The organism is Collinsella sp. AF28-5AC (genome assembly GCF_003457875.1).
In the GTDB taxonomy this organism is placed as follows: Bacteria; Actinomycetota; Coriobacteriia; order Coriobacteriales; family Coriobacteriaceae; genus Collinsella.
In genome coordinates this window covers 282,953-295,892 of record NZ_QRTA01000001.1, presented here as the reverse complement: position 1 = coordinate 295,892, position 12,940 = coordinate 282,953, and the positions used below count along the sequence as shown (strand labels likewise).

Below are 12,940 nucleotides of genomic sequence, written 5' to 3'. Positions count from 1 at the left end.
TTGCGGGCAGAGCGATCTGCCCGCTTTGTGCTGAAAAGGAAGTATTATGGCGCGCTACGATTACAAGTGCACGAGCTGCGGCAACGTGTTTGAGGTTGAGCACCCCATGTCCGAGACGCCCGAGGTCGTATGCCCTAGCTGCGGTGCCCCGGCATCCAAGACGTTCTCGGCCAGCGGCATTAAGTTCGAAGGCAGCGGTTTCTACAACACCGACCAGCGAAGCGGTGGTTCCAGCACCAACGCCACCAGCGGCTGCTGCGCCAACTGCCCGCATAGCCACTAGGAACCAAACAGCCCCGCGACCGACATCGATCGCGGGGCTGTTTCTTTGCGCTATAGGTGGCTCTATGAGTTGCGGTGAAATAAGGACTTTTTGGCGGGTAGATGCCGCTATTCAATCCCTATTTCAACGCAACTTAGTAGTTACTTGCGAATCAGGCGGGCGCAGAAGTGGCCGTCGTAGGAGTCGGCGTTTACCGGCACGCTTTGGAAGAGGCCTTGATCGTTCTGGCGTACGGATACGAGTTTCTTGGCCTGATCGAACTCAGGGAGTTGCAGAATCTGCGCCTCGGAGAGCGGTGCGACGCTAAAGTCGGCGCCCTCGGAAGAGGCCAGGAAGGCATCCACGACCTGCGTGTTCTCTTCATCAAAAACCGAGCAGGTGGCATAGATGAGCTCTCCGCCGGCGGCCACGCGCGCAGAAGCCTCCTTAAGCATCGTCAGCTGAAGCTTGGGTAACTCGGTCGTCACATCATTCTCGGTTAGGCGCCACGGGATCTCAGGATGACGGCGCATGGTGCCGGTGCCCGAGCACGGCGCATCGATAAAGACCGTGTCGAACTTAACCGGCTCTCCAAGCATGGCATCAAACGATGTGAGCACCTCATCAAGCTCACAGGCATCACCCGAAACCGTACGAACGCCCTGAATACCGGCCTTATGCAGGCGAGCGAGATTCAGATCGCACTTGCGGTCATGAAGATCAAGTGCCGTATGCTGACGCTCATAGCCGGCGCGCTTAGCCTGGCACATCATCACATAGGTCTTGGTACCGCGACCGGCACCAATCTCAAGGCAGCATCCAGGGCGCGTGGCAGCCGTGGCGATAAGCTGCGCGTTGAGATCAGACGCCACCGCGGCAGCACGCTCAAACACACCCGAAGCAACGGTAACCTGGGCATCAACCGGGGCATGGCAGCCCGGGAAGACAGGCGCGACGAGCTGCGAGATATACGGATCGGGCTTGTTCGCAAAGGCGTTCTCATGCAGGGCCAGAGGCGCGGGGGCCAGATTGCCAGCAAAGTTGAGCGCACCCTCTGGGGTATCGAACGAGGCCATAATACGAGCGCAAAGCCAACGCGGCAGACCCATCAGGCGCGACAGACGAACCAAGCGTCGCTCAGACTCATCTACATCGGACGCAGTGGCAAAGTTCTCAACGTTGTCCGCGACCTTATGGAGCACGGCATTGGCCAAACCAGCGGCAGACTTAGCTCCGCTGCGCACCAGCTCAACGCCCTGACTCACCGCAACGCGGCCAGGCGTATGCAGATAGAGCATCTCGAAGGCCGAGATGCGAAGCGCCATGCGAACACGCGGCGCGACCTTTTTGGGCTTATCGAGAAACTGATCGAGCAGTTCATCCAAAATACCCTGTGTGGCGGCAACACCGAGCGCCAAGCGAGCGGCAAACGCGGAATCGCGTTGATCAATGGCCTTGGCAGAAGCACGGGAAGACAACACGTCGCGTGCATACATACCGCGGCGATCGGCCTCCATCAATACATCGAGCGCAAGCTTGCGCGCGGGTGACAGCTTGCTCATGACAAAACACCCCACGAAAGATCGGCGCCCTGCAGGCCAGCAGCCCAGGCAGAAGCAGACATAGCACGCTTGCCATCGGGCTTAACCTCGAGCAATTCAACCGAGCCATCGGAAAGACCAAGGTAAACACGCTTGTTCTTAACGTCAACGGCGCCCTCGTCAAGCGAGACATCGGCCGGTGCAGCATCGAGCACGCGCACGGTCTTGCCGGCAATCACGCATCGGGCAGGCGCGGTATCGGACGAGGCCAGCACATGACGCACGCAATTGAGCGCCCCCATCTGCGGATCAAGACGCATCTCCTGCTTAGAAATCTTGGCGGCATGGGTAACAAGCGACTCATCCTGCTCAGTCCACACGGCGGTGCCATCGGAAAGCGAAGGAAGCGTATCGGCAAGCAATTTACCGCCAAGCTCAGCAAGCTCCATGGTCAGCGCCTCAGCATGCTTACCGGCAACCGACGTGGAAGCCTGAGCACAATAAGCGCCAGTATCCACGCCATGCCCGATGCGCATGATAGAAACGCCAGCAACCTCGTCACCAGCGAGAATCGCACGCTGAATAGGAGCAGCCCCACGCCAACGAGGCAGCAAGGACGCATGAACATTCACAATGCCGAGCGGCGCCATATGCAGCACCTCATCGGGCAAAATGCACCCATAAGCAGCCACGCAGAAAATGTCAGCCTGGACAGCCTGAAGCGCCTCAACAACCTCAGGCGTCATACGATTGGCCTCAACAACCGGCAACCCCAACTCAAGCGCCTTAGCCTTAACAGGAGACGGCTCCAACTTTTTACCACGCCCACGAACAGCATCAGGACGAGTAACAACAAGCGCAATCTCATTCCCAGCCTCAACAAGCGAAACCAGCGAAGGCTCAGCAAAATCAGGCGTACCCATAAACACAATACGCATAAAGGACGTCTCCCCTCAACCAAAGCCGAGACGGCTACAAAGAACAGCGGAAAGCCAAGTACCCGGCCCATCCGCAAGAACAATTCAACAAAAACAAATATACCCAAAACCAAAGAAAGAGCCGCAATAAAAGCAGCTCTTCCAACAAAGCAATTATCAGCGAAGACGCCCTTCCCTGGCCCGACGGCACCCGGGCGAGTCAAGCAGCGTCAACGTAGTCCCCGGGGCGCCCGCCTATATCGTCCCGCGCGCAGTTTCGCAGCGCAGCGAGAATGTTTGAGCAGGGGATGATATAGGGGGGCGCCCCGGGGACGGACAAACCTACTCCGTCTCGCCCGGTCGAGCGCCGCGGGCCAGGGCGTCCTGGTACTCCTTGACGGCCTTGATCCTCTGCATCGGCTTGAGTCGCTCGAACATGGTATTGCCGTGCAGGTGATCGATCTCGTGCTGCAGGCACACGCAGAACAGGTCGCCTGTGGCCTCATAGCGAATCAGGTTGGCATCCAGGTCATACGCCTCGACGACAACGTGATCGGGACGCTCGATCTCGCAGCTAATGCCGGGGATGGAAAGGCAGCCCTCGTTAAACGGCACCAAATGGTCACTCTGCTCGACAATGACGGGGTTGATGAGCACGTACGGGTCGTAATCGTTCTTGTCGCTGTAGTCGCAGTCGATGGTGACGAGCTGAATGAGCTCACCGATCTGCGGGGCGGCCAGGCCGCAACCGCCGTTGTCGAACATCATCTTCTTCATCTTCTCGGCAAGCGCCTCAATCGCCGGGGTGATCTCCTCGATGACGGCGCACTCCTGGCGCAGACGAGGGTCGGGCGACAGTACGATTCCGTTGGCTTCCATGGCCATCCTTTCGGGTTGTTACATCAAATCATAGGCATCGACGTCAACGCTCACGCTCACGCCGCGCATGGAGCCCGCCTCTTTGAGGCAGGCGTCGATATCATCAGAGACATGGTACCCCACGGGCGACTTCACAAGCAGATGGAAGCGGTAACGGTCCTTGGCTCTCTCGATTACACACGAAGCCGGGCCCAGCACCTGCGGCACCGCGCTGCCCGCCCGCAAAAAGTCTGGCGCGGCGGCATGCCAGCGGCGCTTAAGAAGCTTTGCAATGCGCCCGATGTAGTCGTGCGCGTCGTCTCGGTTCGCCGACCACACCAAAATGTTGACCAGGCGAATAAACGGCGGGTACAGCGCGTCGCGGCGCTGATCCAGGTCGTAGTCGGTAAAGATCGAACGGTCGTGCTCAGCGACGGCGCGAATGACCGGATCCTCGGGCAGGTAGGTCTGGATGATCACCTCACCGGGACGATCGCCGCGACCGGCACGGCCCGCCACCTGTTCCAGCAGGTCGTAGGCGCGCTCCCCTGCGCGGAAGTCCGGCAGCTTGAGGGCAAAGTCGGCATTGACCACGCCCACAAGCGTGACCTCGGGAAAGTCAAGGCCCTTGGCGATCATCTGCGTGCCCAGCAGCACCGCACAATCGGCGGCATCGAACTGCTCGAGCAGTTTTTTGTGCGCATCCTTGCCGCGCGTGGAATCGGCATCCATGCGAATGATGGCGACATCCTCGGGCAGCATCTGGTGCAGCGCGTCCTCGATCTGCTGAGTGCCCAGGCCCATTTTTGCCAGATAGCGGCTACCGCATTTGGGGCAACGACTCGTGGGCGCGGGATACGGCTGCACGCGCCAAGACGATCCGCAGGTGTGACACTGCAGCGTGTGCGTGCGCTCGTGATACGTAAGCGCGGTGGAGCAGTGGTTGCAGGTTGGGACGCAGCCGCACTCGCGGCACATCAGGAACGGCGCAAAGCCACGGCGGTTATGTAGTAGCACTGCCTTCTCGCGGCGCTCGACCACACGCTCCAGACCTTCCATCAAGGGTTTTGAGAACATAGAGCGGCTGCCGTGCGAGAACTCGCGGCGCAGGTCGGCAATGCGGACTGTCGGCAGCACGGCGTGTCCCGGGCGCTCGGGCATCTCGACGCGCGTCCAGGTGGCACCGTTATACGTGCCACGGCGGCAGCGGTCGAGGGCCTCGGCCGAGGGCGTGGCGGAGCCCAACACGAGCGGGCAGCGGTAGCGCCGCGCCATCTCGGCCGCCACCTCGCGCGCATGGTAGCGCGGACTAGAGCCCTGCTTGTAGCTGGTCTCGTGCTCCTCGTCGATGATGATGAGACCCAAGTCGCTGAGCGGGCAAAAGAGCGCCGAGCGGGCGCCGACTACCACGCGGGCCGCACCGCTGGCGACCATATCCCACTGGTCCAGACGCTCGCCGGCCGAAAGGCGCGAATGGAACACGGCGACCGTCTCGCCAAAGCGCGAACGGAAGCGGCCGACGGTCTGGGCCGTCAGCGAGATCTCGGGCACGAGCACGCAGGCCGAACGGCCGGTCGCCAGCACGCGCTCAATCGCCGAGAGGTAGACCTCGGTTTTGCCGGAGCCGGTGACGCCGTCGACCAGCACCACGTCGCCATGAGCGTCCAGACGGGCGCGCTCAATCTGCGCGAGTGCCTGTTGCTGGCCGTTGGTAAGAGAGACCGGCGCCTTGCCGCTTGCCGAGGACAGCGTGGTCTGCTCGCTGCAACCGCGCCAGGCACGGCGCTCCTCCACCACCACGACGCCGCGTTTTTCGAGCGCCTTGATGGTCGCCGACATACTGTTATAGAGCAGGTTGAGGTCGCGCGTCGTGACCGGGCCGCACTGGAGCGCCTCGATGAGCTGACGCTGACGGACCGCGGTCTTTGGCGGCGTGTAGTCGAAACCCTCGGGCGTGAGCATGACCCAGCGGTTTTGGATGGGTTTAACGGCAGGGCGCTCAACGGTCCACACGCCGTCATCGCCCTTGACCACGCGCGGGCTTCCGCCCGGAGGCAAGAACAGGCGCAGGCACTCGGAAAGCGTCGCAACATACTCGCGGCTCATCCAACGTGCAATACGGGCGGACTCGGCGCCAAAGAGCGGTTTGCTGAGGATGGTCTCGATGGGCTTGATGCGCGCGGTGTCGAGGGTAATGTTGCCTTGCAAGTCGCCCAGTTCGGGCGCAATATCGACGATATAGCCTGCGGCAGCACGGTTACCAAAGTGGACCAGGACCGTGGATCCGATCTGCGCCTCGTTGGCAAGGGACCGGGGGATACCGTAGGCGAATGGCTCGGACAGCGCACGGGTCGGGATGTCGAGGACCACGCTCGCGTAGGCGGCAACGGGCTCGGGCGCGGACTCGGGCTTGGCCTGCTCGGCCGAGCGGTCGGGCTTTTCGAGGGCCTGTTTTGGTTCCGGCGAACCAAACAGCGAAAGTTGCTCGGCTATGGCCCCAGCACCTCCTATCCCATACGTCTACAGAAACAAGAGCCCCGCTCTGAGTGAACGGGGCTCGGATACATACATTTGCGCAGCGATTACAGCGCCATCGTGCGGGCGCGGTCGATGCGCGCCAGGCAGTCGTCGCGGCCGACGAGCGCCATGGTCTCGCCCAGCGGAGGACTCACCATGTTGCCGCAGACGGCGACGCGCACGGCCTGGAACACCACGCGCTTCTTAAGGTCCATCTGCTCGGGAAGCGGCTCAAGCGCGGCGTCAATGTTGACAGCCGTCCACTCGTCCACGCCCTCGAGCGCGGCCTTGGCGGCATCCAGAATGGCACCCATGCCTTCCTTGGCCAGGCCCTTGTTGACGGACTTCTCGTCATACTCAAGCGTCTCGACCGTAGCAAAGATGGGAGCGGCGACGGTCACGGCGTCGGTCGGCATCTTGGTGCGCGGCTTGACGATGGCGGCAAGCGCATCAATCCAGTCCTCGCCGTACTCGACGTTGCCCTCGATGAGACCCGCCTCGTGCAGCTTGGGGACCATGATCTCATCGGCAAACTGCGCGTCGGACATGCCGTTGATGTACTCGGCATTGACCCAATCGAGCTTCTTGGGATCGAAGGTCGCCGGGTTCTTGGAGATGCGGTCGAGCGAGAACTTGCTGGCTAGGACATCGCGCGGGATGATCGTGGTCTCGCCGTCGAGCGACCAGCCGAGCAGCGCCAGGTAGTTGACGAAGGCGTCGGAAAGGTAACCGGCGTCGCGGTACTCCTCCACCGAAGTTGCGCCGTGGCGCTTGGAGAGCTTCTTACCGTCGGCGCCCAGGATCATGGAGATGTGGGCGAACGTGGGCACGGGCGCGCCGAGGGCCTCGTAGACCATGACCTGGCGCGGGGTGTTGGACAGGTGGTCGTCGCCGCGGATGACATGGGTGATCTTCATCATGGCGTCGTCGACGACGGTCGCGAAGTTGTACGTGGGCGTGCCATCGGAGCGGAAGATGACAAAGTCGTCGAGCTCCTTGGCGTCGAAGGTCACCTCGCCGTGGACGGCATCGTGGATGACGACGTCGCCGCGGTCCACGGGCACCTTGATGCGCAGGACGTAGGACTCGCCGGCCTCGATGCGGCGGCGGGCCTCCTCGGGATCAAGATCGCGGCAACGACGCTGATAGCCCTGGAAGGGGTCCTTGCGCTCCTGCGCGGCCTTGCGGTCGGCGTCGAGCTGCTCCTTGGTGCAGAAGCAGGGATAGGCCTTGCCCTCGTCCCAAAGTTTCTGGGCGGCCTGCTTGTACAGGTCCAGGCGCTCGGTCTGGGCATAGGGGCCAAAGTCTCCGCCCACCTCGGGACCCTCGTCCCAGTCCAGGCCCAGCCAACGCATGGCGCGCAGGATGATCTGCGTGTTCTCGTCGGTAGAGCGGGTGGGATCGGTGTCGTCAATGCGCAGGATGAACGTGCCGCCGTTAGCACGGGCGAAAGCCCAGTTATAGATAGCGGTGCGGGCGCCGCCGATGTGCAGCTTGCCCGTCGGTGAGGGTGCAAAGCGGACGCGAACGTCTGATGCCATGGAAATCTCCTCGATTGCAGGATGGATGTCTAACCGCACCAGTATAAAGCAACAAAGCAACCTCCGCACAAAGGGCACCGACCCACTCATTGGGGACAGACTTAAATGAGTAGGTGCGGAAAGGGTGTGAATGTTTGATTTACGCGCTATGATGTGCCCTTGCATAGAGAGCCCGGCGGAATGGTAACGGTCGCCGGAACACGTTTTTGAAAGGACAATCATGTCAGAAGAACTTCGTTCCATTCCACCCCAACACGGGTCCTTTGTTTTTACGTCGGAGTCGGTGACCGAAGGTCATCCCGATAAGATCGCTGACCAGATCAGTGACGCCGTCCTCGACGCAATCCTCGCCAAAGAAATAGAGCTCCAGGAGCAGGGCTACATCGCCCCCAACGGCGTGCCTGCCAACGTGGAGAACGTCCGCTGCGCCTGCGAGACCCTCGTGACCACCGGCACCATCATCGTTGCCGGCGAAATTCGCACCCAGGCCTACGTCGACGTACAGGAAATCGCCCGCGGCGTTATCCGCCGCATTGGCTACAACCGTGCCAAGTTCGGTTTTGACTGCGACACCTGCGGCGTTATGAGCCTCATCCACGAGCAGTCGCCCGATATCGCCCAGGGCGTCGACGAGTCCTTCGAGACCCAGACCGGCGCTACCACCGACCCGATCGACCTGATCGGCGCCGGCGACCAGGGCATGATGTTCGGTTATGCCTCCAACGAGACCAAGACCCTCATGCCCATGCCGCACTACCTGGCAAGCCGCCTGGCCGAGCGCCTGGCTGCCGTGCGCCATGACGGAACCCTGCCCTACCTGCGCCCCGACGGCAAGACCCAGGTCACGGTGCGCTACGAGGAAGGCAAGCCCGTGGAGGTCACGACCATCGTCATCTCCACGCAGCACGCCGCCGAGATTGAGGACATGGGCAAGATCAAGGCCGACCTCATCGAACACGTCATCACCCCGGTCATGGCCGCCGAGAACATGCCGTGGGACAACGCGGAGATCTACGTGAACCCCACCGGTCGCTTTGTCGTGGGCGGCCCCATGGGCGACACGGGCCTCACCGGCCGCAAGATCATCGTCGACACCTACGGCGGCTACGGCCGTCACGGCGGTGGCGCCTTTAGCGGCAAGGACTGCACCAAGGTCGACCGTTCCGCCGCGTATGCCGCGCGCTGGGTCGCCAAGAACGTGGTCGCCGCCGGTCTGGCCGACCGCTGTGAAGTCGAGCTCGCCTACGCCATCGGCGTTTCCAAGCCCCTCTCAATCATGGTCGACACCTTCGGTACCGCGCATGTTGCCGAGGACAAGATCGTCGAGGCCGTCGAGAAGACCTTCGACCTGCGCCCGGGCGCAATCATCCGCGACCTGGACCTGCGTCGACCGATCTACGAGAAGACGGCAGCCTACGGCCACTTCGGCCGCGAAGACGCCGACTTCACCTGGGAGAATACCGACCGAGTCGAAGAACTCAAAGCAGCCTGCGGCCTGTAAGCTAGCGGCAAAAGCTACAGCCAAATCGAAACGCACCAAAAGAGGTACCGGACCAACCGGTACCTCTTTTTTATTAACCGGTGGTGAAGATGAGCCGACCTGGGACGCAGAATAGGTCACCAGCTCATGAATTTTGCAGCACGAGCGCCTCTACCATGTATCCTTAGTCCCGAGGGGCGGGGCATAAGGTCGATCGCGAGTTCCGCACGAGCCGGAGAGCACTTAATGTGCTCTCCGTGCGAGTCAGGACTGTCCGAGCAGGCGACCTTATGCCCCGCCCCTCGGGACGACGGGATAGAACAGGAGCGCATATGGCAGGCAAGCCACAAACACTAGCTACGACCTCGGCATTCGAGATCTTGGGCCCCGTCATGGTCGGCCCCAGCTCATCGCACACCGCCGGCGCCCTGCGCTGCGCACAAGTTGCCGCCAGCCTGCTGGAAGGCCGCATCACCAAAGTCACCTTTGGCCTGTGGAACTCCTTCGCCCACACCTACCGCGGCCACGGCACCGACCGCGCTCTCGTCGCGGGCATTCTGGGCCTCGACACCGATGACGAGAACATCAAGCAGGCCTTCGACCTCGCACGCGAGCAGGGCCTCGACTACCACTTTGAAATTAAGGGCGACGACGCCTCCATCCATCCCAACACCGTCGACATCGACATGGCCGACGATACGGGCGCCACGGCACAGGTCCGCGGTGAGAGCCTGGGCGGCGGCAAGATGCGCATCAGCCGCATCAACGGCGTCGGCGTCGATATCTCGGGCATGTATTCCACGCTCTTCGTGGCCCACCAGGACGTCCCCGGTGTGCTCGCCGCGCTCACGAACCTGCTCGCCTACGCACATGTAAACATCGCTTTCTGCCGCACCTACCGCACCGAGGTGGGCGGCCAGGCATACTCCGTCTTTGAAACCGATGGCGCCCCCGACGACACCGTCATCCCCATGCTGCGCAAGCTCGACAATGTAAACTACGCCACCTTTATCGAGCTCCCGGGCTCGGCCTCGTCGCTCTCCCCCGGCGTTTCGGCCAAGGAAATCTTTGACGATGGTGCGCAGTTGCTCGACGCCTGCGCCGAACTCGGCCTCAACATCGGCGCCGTCATGGCCGTTCGCGAGGCGCGCCTGACCGGCGAGGCCCACGCCGTCGCCGCCATGCGCCGCGTGCTCGACGTCATGCGCGAGGAGACCACGGCCCCCATCGCCAATCCTCAGCGCTCGCTCGGCGGGCTTATCGGCGGCGAGGCCAAGCTCGTTGATGCCACCGGCCGCAACGACTTGAGCGTAAGCCTGATGGGCGCCGTCCAGACCGATGCCGTGGCCCGCGCCATGGCCGTCCTTGAGCGCTCCGCCACAATGGGAGTGATCGTCGCCGCCCCCACGGCCGGCTCCGCAGGCGTCGTGCCCGGCTGCGTGCTGGCGCTCGCCGACCATCTGCAACTGGACGATGAGCAAGTCATGGACGCCCTCTACTGCGCCGCCGCCATCGGCCTCAACCTCACCACGAGCGCCTGCGTCGCCGGCGCCGAGGGCGGATGCCAAGCCGAGGTGGGAAGCGCGGCCGCCATGGCCGCCGCCGCGCTGGTGCAGATGCTCGGAGGCACGCCTGAGCAGGCACTCGACGCCAGCTCCATCGCCCTGAGCAACCTGCTGGGCCTGGTCTGCGACCCGGTGGGCGGCCTCGTGGAGGTGCCGTGCCAAAACCGCAATGCCATCGGCGTGGCCGCGGCATTTAGCTCGGCGCAGCTTGCACTTGCCGGTATCAAGAGCCTGGTGCCGTTTGACCAGATGGCGCACGTCATGCTCTCCGTGGGCCACGCGTTGCCGGCCACGCTGCGCGAGACGGCAAAGGGTGGCATCGCGCAGGCTCCGGCCGCACTTTCGGCCTGTGCAAAATGCGGTGAGTGCGGATAGCGACAAAGAAAGACTCGAAGGTGGGACAAATGTCCCACCTCTTTTGAATGCCACCGTTTCCATACCACAAACAACTGGGTAATCGCTATAATGCAAGCCCAGTAAAAACACGATGAGCCGCAAGGCGAAATCCGAAGGATATGCATACGATGTCGCAAAACGATCGAACTCAACTGATTCCCGATCCGCAGCAGCCGAGCAGGCACACCGGCGGCGTTCAGTCGCCGCGTCCTATCGCGCCGAGCCGCGGTCAGCAGCGAGGTGCGGCAAACGTTTCCCAACGTCCGAACAAGCAGCATCAGCAGCGCCAGGCAAATGGCAATGCGCCCAAGCAGCCCCCCACGCACGCTCGAGGCGATCGCGGCCCCGCACGCAAACCCGCCGAGAACAATAAGTCGGGCAAAAAGACGACGCTCTTTGTCGTTCTGGGTCTTATCGTCATTGTCTATATCGTAGGCGTTGTAGCGTTTTCGCAGGTAGCCTACCCCAACACCACTATCGCCGGCGTCGATGTCTCGTTCTCCAACGCTTCGTCTGCCGCCACCAAGGTCAACTCGGCTTGGAAGCACTATAAGCTCACCGTGACAGGCGATGATTTTAGCTGGACCTATCAGCCCGAGTCCGATGAGCCCATTGTCGACGGCGAAGCTGCCGCAAAAGAGATTATCAGCCGCAACGAAGCCATTGTATGGCCGGTTCGCCTTGTAGAATCCTTAAGCGGCAAGACCAAAACAACCGCTAGCTCCAACGAAGTCGATCTTGATCAAGACGTCGACCTGTCCATGCTCTCCGACACCTTTGACCAAAAGCAGTTTGAGAAGGATCTGGGCGCCGCCATCGACGAGTTTAACGAGGGGCGTTCGGGCGCGTTCGAGGCCAATAGCTCCTATGACGAGCAGGCCGGCAAGTTTACCGTCGAGAAGGCGCGCTCCAACGAAAAACTCAACCGCGAGCATGTCATTAAGTATGCCGAGCTCGAGCTTGCCTCGCTGGCCGAGACCGTAGATCTTTCCAAGCTCGGCAACGATGCCTATGAGCCGCTCAATGGAACGCTGACCGATGATCAGATTCAGGCCGCATGCGATGCCGCCAACAACTTCTTGGGCGTCAACGTGACCCTCAAGCTCAACGGCGAGGATGCCGGCAAGGTTGATGGCAGCTCCGTATTGCAGTGGATCAGCTTTGCCGATCCGGCCAACCCCACGCTCGATACGTCGCAGATCAGCAGTTGGGCAGCCGAGCTCGCCAACGGCTTTAATACCGTGGGCTCCACTCGCTGGTGGACGCGCGCCGATGGCAAGCAGTGTGCCGTCGAAGGCGGTGACTTTGGTTGGTCCATCGACAGCAGCTCGCTCGCCAAGCAGGTCGAGGACGCCATTAACAACAAGCAGACCGGCGAAATCGAGATCAAGTACTCCCAGAAGGCCGACACCTTTACCGCAAAGGGAGAGCCCGACTGGAAGGCGTATATCGACGTCGATCTGTCCGAGCAGCACGCGCGCTACTATGACGAGAACGGTAATATCGTTTGGGAGGCCAACTTTATTTCTGGCAAGCCGGGAGAGGACGCCACCCCCGAGGGCGTATGGCAGATCAACAGCAACAATGGCGCCAGCAAGCTTATCGGTGCCAAGGACCCCGAGACCGGCAAGCCCAAATACGAGAGCCCGGTAAGCTACTGGATGCCGTTTGAGGGCAACATGATCGGCTTCCATGATGCCACCTGGCAAAACGACAAGAGCTTCGATAACGCCGAGTCGTACAAATGGTGCGGCAGCCACGGCTGCATCAACCTGCGCCTGGCAGACGCCAAGGCACTTCACGACTGCATCAAAGTCGGCCTGTGCGTGGTCGTGCACTCGTAGTGCAACGCGCACATTCATA

The 12,940-nt window shown here is 61.7% G+C and carries 9 protein-coding genes; 4 read left to right on the top strand and 5 right to left on the bottom strand.

From position 1 onward, the window contains the following. Nucleotides 1–46: 46 nt before the first annotated feature. The gene (locus tag DWZ01_RS01310) at nucleotides 47–283 is read left to right on the top strand and encodes an FmdB family zinc ribbon protein (protein ID WP_055287350.1); all 237 of its coding nucleotides are present in this window, start codon (nucleotides 47–49) and stop codon (nucleotides 281–283) included. A gap of 140 nt (nucleotides 284–423) precedes the next feature. On the opposite strand, the gene DWZ01_RS01305 is transcribed toward DWZ01_RS01310, so the two are convergent. The 5 genes from DWZ01_RS01305 to gltX form a co-directional block, all read right to left on the bottom strand. Next, nucleotides 424–1,824 (bottom strand): RsmB/NOP family class I SAM-dependent RNA methyltransferase, encoded by a 1,401-nt coding sequence (locus DWZ01_RS01305; protein WP_117769650.1) that lies wholly within the window; start codon nucleotides 1,822–1,824, stop codon nucleotides 424–426. Then, nucleotides 1,821–2,741 (bottom strand): methionyl-tRNA formyltransferase, encoded by a 921-nt coding sequence (gene fmt, locus DWZ01_RS01300; protein WP_117769649.1) that lies wholly within the window; start codon nucleotides 2,739–2,741, stop codon nucleotides 1,821–1,823. The genes DWZ01_RS01305 and fmt overlap by 4 nt, the downstream gene beginning before the upstream one ends. A 321-nt stretch (nucleotides 2,742–3,062) precedes the next feature. Then, on the bottom strand, nucleotides 3,063–3,599 hold the full coding sequence (gene def, locus DWZ01_RS01295) for a peptide deformylase (RefSeq protein ID WP_117847703.1): 537 nt from the start codon (nucleotides 3,597–3,599) through the stop codon (nucleotides 3,063–3,065). Nucleotides 3,600–3,617: 18 nt separating this feature from the next. Then, nucleotides 3,618–5,948, bottom strand: a complete 2,331-nt coding sequence (gene priA, locus DWZ01_RS01290; protein WP_233504588.1) for a primosomal protein N' — start codon at nucleotides 5,946–5,948, stop codon at nucleotides 3,618–3,620. 212 nt (nucleotides 5,949–6,160) lie between these two features. After that, complete coding sequence (gene gltX / locus DWZ01_RS01285; protein ID WP_117847701.1) at nucleotides 6,161–7,636, bottom strand: glutamate--tRNA ligase; 1,476 nt, start codon at nucleotides 7,634–7,636, stop codon at nucleotides 6,161–6,163. Nucleotides 7,637–7,856: 220 nt separating this feature from the next. On the opposite strand from gltX, the gene metK reads away from it, so the two are divergent. The 3 genes from metK to DWZ01_RS01270 all read left to right on the top strand — a co-directional run bounded on the left by metK (nucleotide 7,857) and on the right by DWZ01_RS01270 (nucleotide 12,921). Then, nucleotides 7,857–9,137: a methionine adenosyltransferase gene (gene metK / locus DWZ01_RS01280; protein WP_117629349.1), complete on the top strand. Its 1,281-nt coding sequence runs from the start codon at nucleotides 7,857–7,859 to the stop codon at nucleotides 9,135–9,137. A 311-nt stretch (nucleotides 9,138–9,448) separates the two neighbouring features. Beyond that, entirely contained in the window at nucleotides 9,449–11,056 is a 1,608-nt protein-coding gene (gene sdaAA / locus DWZ01_RS01275) for an L-serine ammonia-lyase, iron-sulfur-dependent, subunit alpha (protein ID WP_117629348.1), read from the top strand. A gap of 149 nt (nucleotides 11,057–11,205) precedes the next feature. Next, nucleotides 11,206–12,921, top strand: coding sequence for a L,D-transpeptidase (locus DWZ01_RS01270; RefSeq protein ID WP_158556968.1), 1,716 nt, complete (start codon nucleotides 11,206–11,208; stop codon nucleotides 12,919–12,921). Nucleotides 12,922–12,940: the final 19 nt, after the last annotated feature.

Bases quoted from the DNA above. Each gene is read 5' to 3' on its own strand.
- DWZ01_RS01270 (WP_158556968.1), top strand. From the start codon at position 11,206: ATGTCGCAAAACGATCGAACTCAACTGATTCCCGATCCGCAGCAGCCG.
- def (WP_117847703.1), bottom strand. From the start codon at position 3,599: ATGGAAGCCAACGGAATCGTACTGTCGCCCGACCCTCGTCTGCGCCAG.
- metK (WP_117629349.1), top strand. From the start codon at position 7,857: ATGTCAGAAGAACTTCGTTCCATTCCACCCCAACACGGGTCCTTTGTT.
- sdaAA (WP_117629348.1), top strand. From the start codon at position 9,449: ATGGCAGGCAAGCCACAAACACTAGCTACGACCTCGGCATTCGAGATC.
- gltX (WP_117847701.1), bottom strand. From the start codon at position 7,636: ATGGCATCAGACGTTCGCGTCCGCTTTGCACCCTCACCGACGGGCAAG.
- DWZ01_RS01310 (WP_055287350.1), top strand. From the start codon at position 47: ATGGCGCGCTACGATTACAAGTGCACGAGCTGCGGCAACGTGTTTGAG.
- DWZ01_RS01305 (WP_117769650.1), bottom strand. From the start codon at position 1,824: ATGAGCAAGCTGTCACCCGCGCGCAAGCTTGCGCTCGATGTATTGATG.
- fmt (WP_117769649.1), bottom strand. From the start codon at position 2,741: ATGCGTATTGTGTTTATGGGTACGCCTGATTTTGCTGAGCCTTCGCTG.